13 protein-coding genes are annotated in these 15604 nt (G+C 48.0%); 4 read left to right on the top strand and 9 right to left on the bottom strand.

Annotated elements, in window-relative coordinates; translation table 11 throughout:
- Window positions 1-58: 58 nt before the first annotated feature.
- Window positions 59-1123 (top strand): response regulator, encoded by a 1065-nt coding sequence (locus tag AC1XUF_RS15990; RefSeq protein ID WP_483342819.1) that lies wholly within the window; start codon window positions 59-61, stop codon window positions 1121-1123.
- On the opposite strand, the gene AC1XUF_RS15985 is transcribed toward AC1XUF_RS15990, so the two are convergent.
- The 6 genes from AC1XUF_RS15985 to AC1XUF_RS15960 all read right to left on the bottom strand — a co-directional run bounded on the left by AC1XUF_RS15985 (window position 1107) and on the right by AC1XUF_RS15960 (window position 10573).
- Window positions 1107-2867 carry a hypothetical protein gene (locus AC1XUF_RS15985; RefSeq protein ID WP_483342817.1) on the bottom strand — a complete coding sequence of 587 codons (1761 nt, stop codon included), beginning with the start codon at window positions 2865-2867 and terminating at the stop codon, window positions 1107-1109. The two genes, AC1XUF_RS15990 and AC1XUF_RS15985, sit on opposite strands and share 17 nt — an antisense overlap.
- 130 nt (window positions 2868-2997) lie before the next feature.
- Window positions 2998-4620, bottom strand: a complete 1623-nt coding sequence (locus tag AC1XUF_RS15980) for a tannase/feruloyl esterase family alpha/beta hydrolase (protein ID WP_483342816.1) — start codon at window positions 4618-4620, stop codon at window positions 2998-3000.
- 300 nt (window positions 4621-4920) lie between these two features.
- A complete protein-coding gene (locus AC1XUF_RS15975; protein WP_483342815.1) occupies window positions 4921-6063 on the bottom strand; it encodes an FAD-dependent oxidoreductase in 1143 nt (380 codons plus the stop codon).
- Window positions 6064-6115: 52 nt separating this feature from the next.
- The gene (locus tag AC1XUF_RS15970; RefSeq protein ID WP_483342814.1) at window positions 6116-6715 is read right to left on the bottom strand and encodes a TetR/AcrR family transcriptional regulator; all 600 of its coding nucleotides are present in this window, start codon (window positions 6713-6715) and stop codon (window positions 6116-6118) included.
- A gap of 171 nt (window positions 6716-6886) precedes the next feature.
- Window positions 6887-8200: a hypothetical protein gene (locus AC1XUF_RS15965; RefSeq protein WP_483342813.1), complete on the bottom strand. Its 1314-nt coding sequence runs from the start codon at window positions 8198-8200 to the stop codon at window positions 6887-6889.
- A 45-nt stretch (window positions 8201-8245) separates the two neighbouring features.
- Window positions 8246-10573, bottom strand: coding sequence for a TonB-dependent receptor (locus tag AC1XUF_RS15960; protein WP_483342812.1), 2328 nt, complete (start codon window positions 10571-10573; stop codon window positions 8246-8248).
- Between the two features lie 85 nt (window positions 10574-10658).
- Between AC1XUF_RS15960 and AC1XUF_RS15955 the strand changes: the two genes are divergently transcribed.
- Genes AC1XUF_RS15955 through AC1XUF_RS15945 form a run of 3 tightly spaced genes read left to right on the top strand, consistent with a single transcriptional unit; the run spans window position 10659 to window position 12860 of the window.
- Window positions 10659-10970 (top strand): hypothetical protein, encoded by a 312-nt coding sequence (locus tag AC1XUF_RS15955; protein ID WP_483342810.1) that lies wholly within the window; start codon window positions 10659-10661, stop codon window positions 10968-10970.
- Window positions 10960-11241 carry a hypothetical protein gene (locus AC1XUF_RS15950; RefSeq protein WP_483342809.1) on the top strand — a complete coding sequence of 94 codons (282 nt, stop codon included), beginning with the start codon at window positions 10960-10962 and terminating at the stop codon, window positions 11239-11241. Before AC1XUF_RS15955 ends, AC1XUF_RS15950 begins: the two co-directional genes overlap by 11 nt.
- Before the next feature lie 2 nt (window positions 11242-11243).
- Window positions 11244-12860 (top strand): PepSY-associated TM helix domain-containing protein, encoded by a 1617-nt coding sequence (locus AC1XUF_RS15945; RefSeq protein WP_483342808.1) that lies wholly within the window; start codon window positions 11244-11246, stop codon window positions 12858-12860.
- A 137-nt stretch (window positions 12861-12997) separates the two neighbouring features.
- Here the strand turns inward: AC1XUF_RS15945 and AC1XUF_RS15940 are convergent, their stop codons facing one another.
- The 3 genes from AC1XUF_RS15940 to AC1XUF_RS15930 form a co-directional block, all read right to left on the bottom strand.
- Window positions 12998-14311 (bottom strand): Gfo/Idh/MocA family protein, encoded by a 1314-nt coding sequence (locus AC1XUF_RS15940; RefSeq protein ID WP_483342807.1) that lies wholly within the window; start codon window positions 14309-14311, stop codon window positions 12998-13000.
- 89 nt (window positions 14312-14400) lie between these two features.
- On the bottom strand, window positions 14401-14766 hold the full coding sequence (locus AC1XUF_RS15935; protein ID WP_483342806.1) for a hypothetical protein: 366 nt from the start codon (window positions 14764-14766) through the stop codon (window positions 14401-14403).
- A gap of 91 nt (window positions 14767-14857) precedes the next feature.
- Complete coding sequence (locus tag AC1XUF_RS15930; protein WP_483342805.1) at window positions 14858-15604, bottom strand: LytR/AlgR family response regulator transcription factor; 747 nt, start codon at window positions 15602-15604, stop codon at window positions 14858-14860.

Genomic DNA, 15604 nt, shown 5'->3' with positions numbered 1-15604 from the left:
AAATAGTTTTAAACCAAATCATCTAACCTAAACCACTGATACCCGAAATTCCTTTCCCATGGAACATAAAAAAATACTATTGATCGAAGATAACCCCGAAATGCGAGAAAATACGGCAGAGATCCTGGAACTCGCTAATTATCAGGTAATGACGGCGCAGAATGGCAAGGAGGGCGTTCAGGTTACCGGCGAATTTAAGCCTGATCTGATCATCTGCGACATCATGATGCCAGAACTGGATGGCTATGGGGTGCTGCATTTATTGGGCAAGGAAGAGAGCACTGCCAACATTCCCTTCGTTTTCCTGACTGCAAAAGCCGAAAAGGAGGATTACAGAAAAGGGATGACCATGGGCGCCGACGATTACCTCACCAAGCCCTACGACGATGTAGAATTGCTGAACATTGTTGAAATGCGCCTCAAAAAGAGCGAAAGGTTGAAACGCCAGTTCGACCGCTCAGCCAAAGGATTGGACCAATTTATCGAAGAAGCTAAATCATTTGATCTGATTGCCAAGCTAGCGGAGGACAAAAAGGTAAAAACCTTAAAAAAGAAAGAAACGATTTACACCGAGGGCAGTTTTCCGTCCAATGTATTTTTCCTTCAAAAGGGCAAGGTAAAAGCTTACAAATCAAACGATCACGGAAAGGAGTATATCACCGACCTTTACAAGGAAGGCGACTTTTTCGGTTACCTCGACCTGCTACAGGGCGAAGCCTACCAGGAAACCGCGATAGCGCTGGAAGAGGCAGAAGTATCGATGATACCTAAAGACGACTTTTTTAATCTTTTGCAGGGAAACCGGGAAGTATCTTCCAAGTTCATCCGGATGCTTTCCAATGAGATAAAGGACCGGGAGGAGCGTCTGCTGCACCTCGCTTACAATTCAGTCCGGAAAAGGGTCGCCCAGGCATTGGTGACTCTGGTGCAACGGTATCAGGACGACCGTTCCAAACCATTTTCCATGTCCATCACCCGCGAAGACATCGCTTCGATGGTGGGTACCGCAACAGAAACGGTGATCCGTACCCTATCCGATTTCAAGGACGAGTCCCTGATCGATATGAAGGGTAGCCTGATCACCGTTTTTGAATACGAAAAGCTGGTCAGGATGCGGAATTGACCTGCTCCGTCCGTAATAATGCCATTTCAATATTTTCTAACTGGCCTGACATCTGCGGAAACAGGCCTTTGTAGTATTGAATCCCTGCCAATAGCTGCTCCTTGAATTTACCGAGATATTTCTGTTTTTTCTCGGTAAAATGGGCCAGGTGCGCCTCCAGGTCTTTCTGGTAATGCTCTATATACAAATTCAGCTCGTTGATGAACATATTAGGCCGCGCGACCTCCGCAAGCAGGTTGATTTTTCCATAAATATGTTTTACCATTTCGTCCAGCGAATAAATCCTTGAAAACCAAGCCAAATTTGGCCCCGGACAAATGGCCACAGCGTGATTTTCCCTGGGCCTGATCTCCTCATTTTTAATCAAAGCGGCTGTGCTCAACCCTTCACAAAGGCAAAGCTTCTCAGTAATTGCATTGACCCGGGCCTGATAGTCCTCCGCAGATAGATTAAGCGTGGCCAACTGCTTGATTTTTAAGCTCTGATATTGACGTGACGCGGTGCAAATCGGTTCTCCAGTAAATTCGGTATTGGAAACCAGGTATTTCTTCTTGCATGGACTGCCCGGCCGACCCTTTGCAATACGCTCCAGGCGCTGTTTTTCCGCGCTGCTCTTCCTGAAATTATTGAACAAAACGCCCAGCGGGGACGAGTTGCTCACATAATAATCCGAACTGTCGGCTTCCGCCAGATCCTGCAATGTCTGCTCATCGACATTTGTGGTTTCCGGGACCAGCAAAAATGGGCTGCCCCAGCCAGTTGCGTCCACTTCATAATGCTCAAGCAGAAAGTGATGTTCCTCTGCTGTTCCAATCCCACCCTGAACAGTAATCCTGAGCGCCGGTGTGTGGTGAATTTCGATATTCTTAGCAGAAAGCGCCGATTGGTAAAGCGAGCCTAAATCCGACAGCATTTCCTGCTTTTTGACTTTAAACTCTTCCAGGATAGGTCCCAGCAGATAACCTTCGGTCGCAAATGCATGCCCGCCACAGTTCAAACCCGACTCGATCCGAAACTCGGAAACCCAGATTCCCTTTTTAGCAAGGTATTTGGCTTGTATAAAGGCGGAACGAAAATCGCTTACTTTTAAAATGACCTTCTTTTTGAAATCGCCCCGACCGTCGGGATAAAAATCCGGAAAGCTTTCGAGGTAATTGTATAGTCTGGGGTTCATGCCGGCCGAAAGCACAAGCGAAGAGTTTAATGTGCTGTTTGCAAATCCGCGCAATGCAGCCGAGGCATCCGAAAACTCATCCCCCAAAGCATTTCCAAGCACATCCTTATTGAGCTTATCCACTTTGGACATGATGTTGACGTCGATCGAACCTTTGGTCAGGTTGTTCCTCAGCTCCCTGCCGATTGCGATTTTCACTTCCGTCTGCCTGGTACTCAGCATTTGGACATATCTTTTTTTCAACGGAGAAGTCTCAGGCAGCAGCTCGAAATACCTGGTTATCTGTGAGCCTTGTATGAACGGCTGCTGTTTCAGCCGCTCGAAATTTTGATCAACAATGCGGTCCATCAAGTTAAGATAAGCCGTAATGCGTCTGCTTCTGAAATCATCTTCCTGGCTGGAAATCGGAATATAAGTTTCGCCATTCTGGATGGAATGATGTTTGCGCATCCGCTCGATCATTTCATCATCAACGATCGAAGCAACGGACGAAATACCATAATGGGCAACTTTGATGGGGGTGTCTACAGAGTACCCCAGCCCTAAAACCGGGATATGAAAAGTATGCATGGAATTGGCAAGTAAAGTTTGGGACCTGAATTTTACGCAAAGCTAGTCCCGAAACTTTCCATAAAGCCTGACCTCGGTAAGGCAGATTCATGATAAAAGTCATTCAGCATCAATTCGGGGGGAGGAGCAGCTATTTGAGATAGCGGCCTGCTGGTTGCAAGACTTTCCTTTCGGGAAACGCCATTCCTTTATAACTTTCTGGCAAATTCACGTCGCCTCCGACATACACTGGTAGTTGCGGCCACGGGTAAACGGGCCTTTTGAACCGCACACCGTTGGCGGGTTTAGCGTCTACATAAGCAGTCCCAATCAACTGTTCGGGCGCTGTACCTTCTTCCTTCCATCTGACCAGGGCAGTAAGTACGTCACCGCAATCGTTCAGGCCCGGCCCACCACTGCAATGCGCCATGCCAGGTACCAGAAAGAACCTGAAAAAATCCTGCGTCTGTTTCAATCCGCCCTGGGCAGCTACTACCCGCTGATAGTAACTGACGGCATCCTGGTAAGGTACCAGCGGATCGGCCATTCCCGAATACATCAGGATTTTCCCTCCCCGCTTCTTCAGCGGTTCCAGATGCGTACTGTTTGCATTGAGTACGCTGCCAAGAACCGCATCCAGTTTGTCCTGATCTCTATCAAAATCGAAAGTTTTATAGTCAAACTCTTTCCCAAATGCCCATTTATATTGATAAAAAAGCGCGGGCAGCGATGCCTGCGGGTTTTGTTGCAGGTCGACTCCGGCCGCTGAATTTTCACTGCCCAGCGGAATTGGCGTGTAAATTCTCTCGCCTGTCCTTGGATTGACCGGCCCTTCATATAACTTTTTCAGCGCCGCCATTTGGGGGGAAGTGAGGCAGGTACCATTGTCAATGCCGTCCGGACAACGGGGCAGCGTTTCGGGATCAAACCGGCACGCGCTGGGATCGGTCAAAAATTGATCGCCGGGTGCACCGCCATCTTTTCCTGCGCAGGCTTTGACTACCGCATTGGTCACCAAGGCAATTTTTTCTTTTGGAATAAAAGCGCTTCCGTCGATATCGTTCGTAACCCTGAGGTTCCAGAGAAACATCGTATGCAAATGCGTGCGGTTATTGGCGGGGGCCCCTGCCAGGATGCCGTCGTAATCGTCGGGATATCTTTGAGATTCCATTAATGCCTGCTGACCGCCGGTAGAACAGCCCGAGAAATAGGAATGATGCGGGGCCCTCTTGTAAAACGTCTCGGTAACGGCCTTGCCCGTGACGGTCATTTCATGGGTGGCACGGTGACCAAAATCCGCCCATTTTTCGGGATGTCCCACCACTTCATTGGGGCCTGGCGAGGTACCCATATCAGTATTCGCTGTTGCAAAACCGCGTTTCAAACCATTGGCGAGCGAGCCAAACGCGATCCCTCCTGCTCCCCCGCCATTTCCCGTGCCCAGAAATCTGCCGTTCCAGCCACTTTGAGGAAGCCATACTTCTATACGGATATGGGAATCTGAAGTTGGTTTTAAAGTGGCTGCAATTCTGCAAAATGCAGGAAGATCACTTACAGGCTGCGCACTGCCGGGCGGTGTAAAACTGCCGGCTGACACACATTCCGCGGTGGTAATGGTGGCTCCGGGGAATGTCACTTTAGCCAGGTTACTGCATTCACAATCACCGGCAGATGCGGACAGCCCCTGGGCGAATAAGTTTGGGTAGCAGGACGTTAAGAAATGGATGCATATAGTCAGCATCAACGGAGAGCACATCAATGAGCGGCGGAGCATATTGTTCGTTATTTAATCGATATCCATTGAACAAGTGAACAAGGTTGCGGTGGCAATACACAGTTACCTGCTGAATTCGGGGATCATTGGTATTGAAAGGCCCTGTTTGTGATTTAATACTTTGCTGATGGTGCCTTTATACCTGTAGGCATTGGGCCGGTTCGAACATTTAAAACCCAATTCTCCACATCATGAAACGCATCCAGCACATAGCCCAAGCCAATACACTGCATTTCCCAGTCTTATATATCACTTTTAGGAGGATATCCAGGGAGAACCTAACGCCATTTTGATTTCAAATTACCCTATTATGCGCAACAACCAGGAAATGGCACCCGGCCCATGCAGCGCGGCGGTAGATTCCAGGGTTATGCCTGCGATTTCCGAAGCACGCTGGCGCATTTGACTTTCATAGGCAGCGATCGCGGATTTTGTGTCCTGGAAAATATCATTCAGCAGGCATTGGCTTAATTCCAGGGCGTCGAGCATGGCCATATTCACGCCCTCGCCAGCGTAAGGCGGCATCAAATGTGCCGCGTCCCCAAGCATGGTCAGGTTAGGGAGGGCTTCCCAGGTCTGGTCGAGCGGCATACAATATTGCGGGCGGGGTACGAAGTCCGGACTCGCGTTTTCAAATAATTCCAGCCAGATATCGGCCCAGCTTGCATACGCTCTCCTGAACCAGTCGGTCACCTGCGTTTTATCAGAAAAATCGATCCCGCTTTCCTTCACCCAATGTTCGCTTGTTTTACAGCCGGTATAAAACACCAGGCTCCCGTCGCCCTTCGAGCTGACAATCAATGATTTACTGTCTCCCATCGCGAATATCTTCCCTCCATTCAAAAGCTTATGGATTTTCGGACTGGCTATTTCTGAATGGTGGACTGCCCCTTCCACAATGGTTACCCCAGAGTAAAAAGGTTTGATCGAAGTAATATAAGGTCGGATTTTTGAGTTAGCTCCATCGGCCGCGATCACCAAATCAGCTTCCAAAGAACGACCATTTTTTAATTCAATTTTCCAGGACCCGTTCGCTTCCGACATTCCCACAAACTGACTATCCCAGACGACTGTCCCTGGCAGGAGCGACGCCAGCAGTATTTCCTGCAAGGGGCCGCGGTCAATTTCCGGTCTCGACCTGTCGCTGTCTGCCATTTCGTGGTCATCGTGGACTACTTTACCTTGCTGGTCAACAACCTTCACTTTGTCGGCTCCGGGCCGGTAATTGGCATGGAAAGCATCCATCAACCCGGCCTGACGAACCGCTGCCAGCCCCGATTCCTCGTGCAAATCCAATGTCGCACCTTTGGGCCTGGCATCCTTATGTGGGTCCCGCTCATACACTTTCACATTCACCCCGTTCATTTGCAGCAATCTGGCCAACGTCAATCCGCCAGGCCCGCCACCAATGATTGCAATACGCTTATCCTTAATCGCATTCATATCTGACAAATCTTAATTTTAAAAAAATACTAACTAATTAACTATGAAATACTTATCGCTTAATCATTCCAGCCACCACCGCCTCACAACATTCCAGCATAACTTCACCCGTGATAATCTGCACTGGCCTTTCCAGGTAGTCGAAATACTCACTTGCCAAATCAAAAACCGGCGAAAACAGCAAAGCCCTGTGCACTTCATTCGGAAGGTCCCGTATCTTCCCGGCTGCGACATTTTTTTCCAAAAACCGGTGAACAGGCGCGAAGAACTGGCCTTCGGAGATATTTGCTTTCGTAAAAGCCTTGTTTAGCAAAGGCGACGATTTCCCATATTGGATCAGCACAAATGCATGTCTGTTTTCTTTCAGATATTGAAATGTGTTCAACCAGATCTGGCGTACGCCTTCATCAAACTCCATTTCGTCGCTGAAATTTTCGAGCACCGCACTTTCGTAAGCGCCCAATACCTCCTCGATAAACAGCTTGATCAGCAGGTCCTCCTTGTTTTCGTATTTGATATAAATCGTCCTTGGCGAAATATTGGCTTCTTTCGCCAGCTTCTGCATGCTCAGGTTTTCAAGTCCTTCTTCGGCAATGATCCGCAGCGCAATGCTTTTGATGGCGTCTTCTTTTTCCTGGTTTTTTGGTCTCATAATGAATCCTTTGTCGGGGCGGTTAAGGGGTTAGGCAAAAGTAAGTAAATGTTTATTTACTTAAAATATTTTGCTGATTATTTTTTCTGGTGACTGCCACTATTCGAGCTGAATAAACCAAAAAAGCCTCGCAAAACGACTTGCGAGGCTTTTACCATGGCAGATAGCTTATTACTTTGTTAGTTTCAAAAGATCCGTGACCAGCCCGCCAGCCGTCACATTCACCATCTTCTCCGATTTTCCGGTCATCGGATCATAGCTGTAAAATCCGTTTAAGCCTAAGCCGGGATTATAAACCGGCAGGAAAAATTTGCCGTCGTACTTGTGGGTATTGGGATAACCATAACCTGCGGTCAGTGGCATATCTGCTATCACAGTGGCGGTTTGCGCATTCAAATCCAGTTTCGCCCAGCGTTGCACCGGGCTGTAAAATGCCAGGTCCGAAAGTTCCGCGTATTCTGCCGATGTAATTGAATTGGCGGCCAGCTTGGCGATCAGTTCCAATAACCTTGGAGGATATGGCGCTGCTGAAATACAGGCGTATGCAATTCCATTGGCATCATAAGTAGCGCCCAAAAGCAGTTGGAACAGAGAACTTTGCTGACCCACCGCATCGACAGGATTGAAAGCATAGGTCGAATCGAAATCGGTTTGACCAGCTGGTATTTTCAATATCTGCGGCCTGGACCTTTTGGCTGAATTAGGCCCCAATTGCCCGTCGAGCCCATACTGGCCTTGCGTTATCATGTAAACGTTGCCCGCTTCGTCCACAATGCTATGCTCTAATCCCCTGGTTACCGGGTAAGTAGCCTGTTTAAAAACGGCTGTTTTCTCCCATTTTCGGGTGGTCAAATCCACCACTTCGACATACACATCCTGGGCGTCGTAAAACTGGCCGGTTTTGCTGCTGTTGGTATACAGTGCAGCAAATAATTTGTTGTCGTTTGCACGGTATGAAAAGTGCGCGTAAATATTGGTTTCATTGTCAGGAAAATTTTTCGCCTTAGACATATCGATCTGTCCCAGGTTTTCCATGGTCGTCGGGTTGAAGAGAAACAGGGTTCTGTTACCGCCCGTTGAGTACACACCCAGGTTGTCGTTGATGATTTTGACAGCATTTAAATAATCGAGCAAAGGAATGCTCGCCACTTCCACCACTGCGCCGGATGACTTTAAAATGGCTTGTTTGGATAATTTTTTATCTCCATCCAGGGCAAAACTGTATAGATAATTCTTGTAGGACGCCCTCGTCAGCAAAGAACTGTAGGCTGTATTTTTAGTCAGATCAACGTCACCCGAAGGCTGCTGCGCGAAGAACCCGGCGTAGTAACTATAACCGGCAGTCGACTGCGAAATGCTCGACAATAAAAATCCTTCTTCCTGATAAAGTGACTCGGGCTCTGCGTCTTTTTTATCACCGTCGCTGTTGCATGAAATCAGTGCAGCTCCGAAAAGAAGGGATAGTAGTAAGTTGGTTGCTTTCATTAGGATTGGGATTTTGTTTGAAAAATTGTGCGGGTTAGCTGATAGCTAAAAAGCATTTAGCTCGTAAATCAGCTTCACATTGAAATTCGTCCCGGCACGCGGTACCAGGTAATTATCGAACAGCTTTGCATTGAAAATGTTGATCACATTCAGTGAAGCGGTCAGGGTGCGTTTCGGGAATGTGTAGGAAAGTCCGCCGTCCAGACGATGCTGTACAGGCACATAGGCCTCGGGCGTGTTCTTGATACTGTTGCCTTTGCCGACGGTAATGTGGTTAAACGGCGCGATGTAATTGTAAAACAGGTAAGCCCTGAACCGGTCTTCGGTTTTCAGCAGCTCCATTTTTTGCCATGCCAACTCCACGTTTCCGTAAAAATTCGGGTTGTTGGGGAACGCGGTTCCTTCGAGGAACCTACTTTCAGCCAGTTTCATTTTAGTGAAAGTCTTGCGCAGGAAAGTCACGTTGGTTTTCAGGCTGAGTGCCTTTCGGAAGGTCCACGACAGGTCGCCGTCCACGCCTAGCGTACGCACCTGGTCAGCATTATCATAGCGCTTGATCACGCCATTTCCAATGAAAATAATGTCGTGCTGGTTTCTGTAAAAGCCGTTGATGTTTGTAGAAAGGGTTAGGTCGGGACCGACCGGCTTTGATACAGCAACACCCAGATTCAGATTGTCACTGCTCTCCGGTAGGAGGTCGGTATTCCGTACAATATCAGAGCCGTTGCCTACGAATTGTGCGAACTGGGGGATCAGGTAACCCTTTTCAAAGGAAGCGCGGGCAAAAATTCCCTCGGTCACATCATATTTCAAAGCCGTGTTCCAGCCCCAGATACCGTCTTTCTTTTTGACTAGTGCAAACGTGTTGTTTTCGGCTCCGTCCAGGATGTAACCGAATCTTTTGATGGCCGCTGAAAATGTCAGCTTCTCCAAAAACAAACCTTCATACTGCGCGCCTGCCACATTTTTAGTCAGGTACTGCGGGATGCGGAGGTAGTCGCGGGCAGGATCGTCTTCCAGATAGTCCACACCAGTAAGCTTCTGTTTTGCGTACAAATTGGAAAACAGCAGCTTGTGATTTGGGCTAAGCTTAAAAGTAAAGCTGCTTCGGTTGATCCAGCCGTGGATGTAGGTATCCGTATTGGCCTCGTAATATTCTCCGGCGCTTTCTTTCCTGCCGATGATTTTCCCGCTCCAGCTATAAACATTTTTGGTGGTATCGACATAGTTAAGCGTCTGGCTACTATAGTTGCCTGCGGTCGAAAACAGTGCCCGCTCCTTCCAGAACGATTTTTCATATTTCAAAACCGCCGTCAGGTTCTCCGCTTTGTAATTCACTTCGCCAAAAGCGGTACCGCTGACACGCGCACCGTTTTGCAATTCCTTATTTCCTCCCGAGACATTCACCGAAAGTTTCAGTTCGTCGGCCCAGGGTTTGCTGTGCGTCCCAATGGTTAACCCGCCAAAAAAGATCTTATACTGGTCGTGAAAACGCCTGATCCTTCTGACCTTATTGCCTTCCTCAAAAATTCTCGCATCCATTCCATAGTTATTGTCGGAATAGTTGACCGCCCCCGTTACATTCAGGAAATAGTTTTTGTTATTGGCCAACCCGAGCGTAAAATCGCCCAGGTGCGTATGATAAGAGCCCACATGATAGGAAGCCCGCAGCGAATTGTAAGATTTTTGGTCAGTTACCAGGTTAATTCCCCCGCCTAACGCATCAGTACCAACGTCGACCGGCAATACGCCCTTATAGACGTCAATCCGTTTCAGATTTCCAATCGGCAGCGTCGAAATGTCGAAGTTCGGGTAGATGAATTCCATGGGGAGACCATCGATATAAACCCGCACCGCATTGCCGCGAAGGCCGTTGATCGAAATATCCGAAGGTTCGCCCAAGGAGCTGGAACGGCGTATCCTGACACCCGAAAGCCGGTCGATCGCATCCGTGATCAGCACACTCTGGCTCACTACGTTTTTGATTTCCACACTGCTGATCGTGATGGGCTTCATTTCCTGCACCCGGCTTTGCTTTTCGGTTTTGACCAAAACTTCATCCAGCTCCATGGTATCGGCCGTCAGAACCATATCCTCTACCAGATCGCGGCCAGCGACTCGGATGTCTTTTTCAAAAGTTTTGAAACCCACATGCCCGACCGACAGTCTGTACGCCCCGGCAGGAATGTTCAGGAGCTTAAAGGTACCCTCGGGAGTTGAAGCAGTTTCGTATTTTGTATTTTTTAAAGATACGGAAACAAAGGGAAGAAAATCCCCATCCTCATTTCTGACTTTTCCTGATATAGAAACACCCTGTCCAGTGGCATTTACACAATAAATCAAAACTATAACTAGTAGCAAAAATACTCTCATAAGCTGCATTTGTAATTTTTCGTCAAATGTAATTACTTATTTGTATTTAGTTTAAATAATATTAATATTTGCAAAAAATTATTTTATGCCACAGTTCTATCTTATTCTGCTAGGAATGTACTTGTACTATTCAAAGTCAAAATATTTTCCTTATTTTTTGTTACGCCCCAGGTTTCATCGCGTCCGGCTGATCGGGTTCCTTTTCACCGCGGCCGGTTCCATATTATATGTGCGTTCCGACGGCTGGGCGGGCGGCCTTTTGCTGGCGTTGGCAGCCTGTATGCTGGGAATCGGCCTGGTGCAGCTGTTTGCGGCTTTGGGGAAATCCTATTTCTACGGATTAGTCGCAGCTGTGCATGTTTTATTACTGATAGAACTGATCTCTTATGCCTGCTAAAAAAGAGTATCTGACCACCGGCGGCCAGCGCGCCCTCAAAATCACGGCCGGGGTTTTCGGCGGTTACTTCCTGGCGGTAGCCATCCAAATGGCCTTCGGGGTGATGCTTCCCTGGCGTATGGAAGTGATCCTTACCGGGGCCTTTTCGGTCTTTTTACTCTGGACGGCCCTGATGGTTATCGCATTCCTGATGCGGGACGGCTGGACCGTTTGGGCCGTGTATCTTATTTCATTCCTGGCTTGCGCGGCCATCGTATATTTTCTTAAATAATCATGAAGCTAAAAGGTCTATCCCCCCGACTGTACAACATTATTTTCAGCACGCACACGGTTTCGGGGATCGTGATCAGTTTTGCGCTGTACGTCATTTTTTTCGCAGGTGCCTTTACGCTTTTCAAAGACGAGTTTTACCAATGGGAAAATCCGGCAGCGCGTCAGAAGCTGGCCCATCCGCTGGATTACGACCAGATCCTCCAGGACCTGAAAAAAACCAACCCGAAATTTGATTTTTCCGAAGACATCACCCTCGTGACGGAATCAAAAGAACGGCCGCTGGTGAACATCTTCGGTCATTTAGAAGCCCCAAAAGGCGGGCCTGAAGAACATTATTACGTTGCCTATTCCCCCCAAACCGGTGCGTTTTATAAAGACGAGAAAACCACCATCGGCGAAACCCTTTACCGGCTCCATTTCTTCGACCAGATCCCTTTTTTGGGCAGGTACCTCTCCGGATTTGTCGCCTTGTTCTTCGCATTTGCGGTGGTGACCGGAGTGATGGTTCACTGGCAGAACATACTGACCAAATTTCACGGCTTTTCCCTCAAAGGGTCGTTAAAAAATCTTTGGACCAATTCTCATACCGTTTTCGGCCTCCTCGGCCTACCTTTTCAGCTGATGTACGCAATTACAGGTGCTTACTATATGCTGTCGTTCCTGGTCTTGCTGCCGGTTGTGATGGTTTTTTATGGCGGTGATCAGCAAAAAGCGATCAATGATATCTTTTCGGAACGCGCCATGGAAGTGAACGAGAAATCCCCCGTTACTGCCGGAAATGTGGGGATTACCAGCATTCTCAAAAAAGTAAAAAGCGAAAATCCGGAGCTCGAACTGCATTATCTGCAACTCAAACATTACGACCGGGAGGATGGCGTGATTTCCGTAGCTCTTCAAAACAACGAGACCTTCAACGGCGATGGCTCCGTGGCATTGCGGCTAAAAGATGGAAAATTGATTTCCGATCAATTACCGGGCAAAAGGACTTATGCCCAATCCGTTTTGTTCGGCATATCCAGGCTGCATTTCGCTACTTTCGGCGGACTTGCATTAAAGAGTATCTATTTTCTGTTAGCCATTTTTTCTTGTTTCGTGATCATCAGCGGTGTATTGTTGTGGAAGGAAGCGCGGAATAAAAAGAGTTATACCGACAGGCAGAAACGATTTCATCACCGGGTTACCATGTGGTACCTCGCCATTTCCTTCGGACTTTTTCCCGCGGTTGCCATTTTATTCAACGCCGAGTTGCTGGTACCCGATCTGGAAAACCGCGTTGTCGTCATCAGAACTGCGTTTTTTGTCTCCTGGCTCTTGCTGAGCATTGCAGGCTTGTTCTTGAAAACAGAGTCCCGCATGACCTGGTTTTACATGCTGGTGGGTGGAGTACTATCACTTGCAGTCCCAATGACCAATGGAATCATCACCGGCGACTGGATTTTCATCGCATTGTCAAAAGGAAACTTCTACGTGGCAATAACCGACTTTTTCTGGTTCGCCACCGGTACGATCTCGCTTGCCGTGGCTTACCGAATGAATGCGGTCCGTGCGGAAAAAAGCACGGTTTCAGTTAAAGCAAAAATGGTTTCCAAGCGGTACAAAAAGCAGACAGAATCATAGTCTGTGTCCGGAAATGAATGGGGAACGGGCTACAAGCTGAAGCTGATAGACCGTCCGCGGCGGAAGGTCTATCAAAAATTGCGATGGGCCAGCCCGGGCAGTTTTGAAAATATTCCTCTTCCAAATCCCACGAGGTATTACACCGCTGGTCTTTTGTAACCATTGTGATATTCCTTGGCGATCAGCTTATTGGCTTCCTCGTCGTTGAACTTGCCCTTTTGTTTGTCCCAATAAATCTTCTTTCCGGTACGGAACGCAATATTGCCCATCTGTGAAAAAACAGCGATATCCGATCCGATCTGGATAGGTGCGTGCAGGTCTTCCAATTTCCTAGACCTGACCACATCGATGAAGTTTTTAGCATGCAGGTCGAGTCCATTGTCCACCGATTTCTGCAGAGCCACTGCTTCCATTCTTTTGCCTTCGGGTATCACTTCCCAGCCTTCCCGGTCGAGAACAAGCGTACCATTATTGCCGATATAGGCAATACCATGCTGACGGTTATATGGACCTCCATCAATCCCAATGGCATGCTCCCACTGTATATTGAAATCATCAAACTCGTAAACGGTTGTCAGCGTATCCGGTGTTTCGGCACCAGAATCGGGACTGGCAAATTTTCCTCCGGCAGCCATGATACTGTTTGGAATGTCTGCCTTCATTCCCAGCAATGCATAATCCAGCAAATGCACGCCCCAGTCGGTCATCAGCCCGCCCGCATAATCCCAGAACCAACGGAAATTGAAATGAAAACGATTGGGGTTAAACGGCCGTTTTGGTGCAGGACCGAGCCACATATCATAGTCTACCCCTGCTGGCGGGGTAGTATCGGGCAGTTTCTTGATGGGTTCAACCCAACTAAAATAAGACCATACTTTCACGAGCCTGATCTTGCCCAGTTTACCGGAATGTACAAAATCCATTGCATCCCTGAAATGTTTCTGGCTACGCTGCCACTGGCCCACCTGCACGACCCTTTTATATTTTGCCTGGGCGGATACCATACTCCTGCATTCCGCAATGGAATTCCCAATGGGCTTCTCCACATACACATCCTTTCCGGCTTGGCACGCTTCTACCATCATCAGGCAATGCCAGTGATCGGGGGTACCGATCACCACTGCATCTACATTTTTGTCTTCGAGTAGCTGACGGTAATCCGAATAGGCTTTTACCGTGCTCCCTTTCGCGGCAAGCTCAGCTACGCGTTTGTCGAGCACGTTCTTATCCACATCACACAATGCAACACACTCTACACCCGGATTTTTAAGGATCGCTGTCAGGTCCGACCACCCCATCCCGTGTACACCGATTGCCCCGATACGAATGTTGCCGGCGGCAGTGTCTAAGACTGGAAATGCAGAAAGCGAACCAGGGATGATGGCGGAGATGCCTGCACCCGCTGCGATGGCCGATGCGGAAGCAATAAATTTTCGTCTTGAATGAGTCATGTCGGTCTGTGATAGCAGTTTGCTTACTTATAAGACATAAGCCCGGATTTAATACCCGGAAACTGGCTGGCAATCGACGATACTAAGAATTAAATCTGGTCAATCAATACAACCTCCTGGCGGTTGACGGGATTGTATTTGACCTGAACGGTTGACCCGCTGTGGATGCTTTTGAAACGACTATCGCTGGTAAAGATCTCAACGATAAAATTCCTGCCCCTTTCGGGTTCTACCTGTAAGAGCAATTTGATCTGTTTGATGCCAGGGCGCTGTCCGGAGGCTGGCTCGGCACTCAGCACTCTGGCTTTGGCCTCAGAACCATGTGCCAGTATTCTTTGTACAGGGGTCCGCTGGTTCAGACTCAGGGACCTGATGATTCTGTATGCGATCAGCAACAGGAGCAAAACCAGCCCTGCCTGAACTAAATACGATATCTGAATGATGATTAGCTCCATTTTTCCTTTGACAGATACAAAGGAATGCGCGGGAAACTGGCGAACTAGCCATAACAATTCAACGGTTACTTTTATTTAGGGAAAGGTAAAATCACTTGATTTTTAAAAGCTCAATGACATCCTCTTTTTTACGTCTTGAGATCTCGACCTGAGATCCGTCTGTAAGCAGCAGGCAATCGCGGTCGGGCGCGAGCTTGACGATGTGTAAAGGGTTCACCAAATGTGATTTATGTGTACGGATGAATCCGAACTCTTCCAGCATCTCTTCATAGTGTTTGAGTGTTTTGCTGGTTACGATCGGCTTTTTGTCTTTAAAGTGAATAAATGTATAATTACCGTCGCCCTGCATACGGATGATCTGGTCAATGGTCAGAAAAAACACGCCGTCTTTAGAAGGGATAGCCAGCCGGAAGTCTTTCGGATGGCCCTTCTGCATGTTTTCGGCCAGGTTGTTGAACAGTACCTTATTCTGGTCGGGGGACATTTTGTTCCTGAACCGCTCCATGGACGCTTTCAGCTCGTCAGGGTCCACGGGTTTCAGCAGGTAATCCAGTGCGCTGAAACGGATTGCCTGTATGGCATACTGGTTGTACGCAGTTGTAAAAACCACTTCGAAAGAAGGTTCCTTGATCGATCTCAGAAAATCAAAACCATTCTTCCTGGGCATTTCCACATCCAGAAAAACGATGGACGGACGATACGTTTTGAGTATTTCCAAAGCAGCATCCACCGATTCCGCTTCACGTATTTCCGTGATATCTTCTACGAAATTTTCAATGTAATAATTGAGGATATTACGGGCCTTGGGTTCATCGTCTACAATCAGTGCTTTGATCAT

The sequence above is a fragment of the Dyadobacter sp. HNCC25DJ185 genome (genome assembly GCF_056895195.1).
Note: the sequence above shows the minus strand (reverse complement) of the source record. Positions and strands in the feature narration are given on the sequence as shown.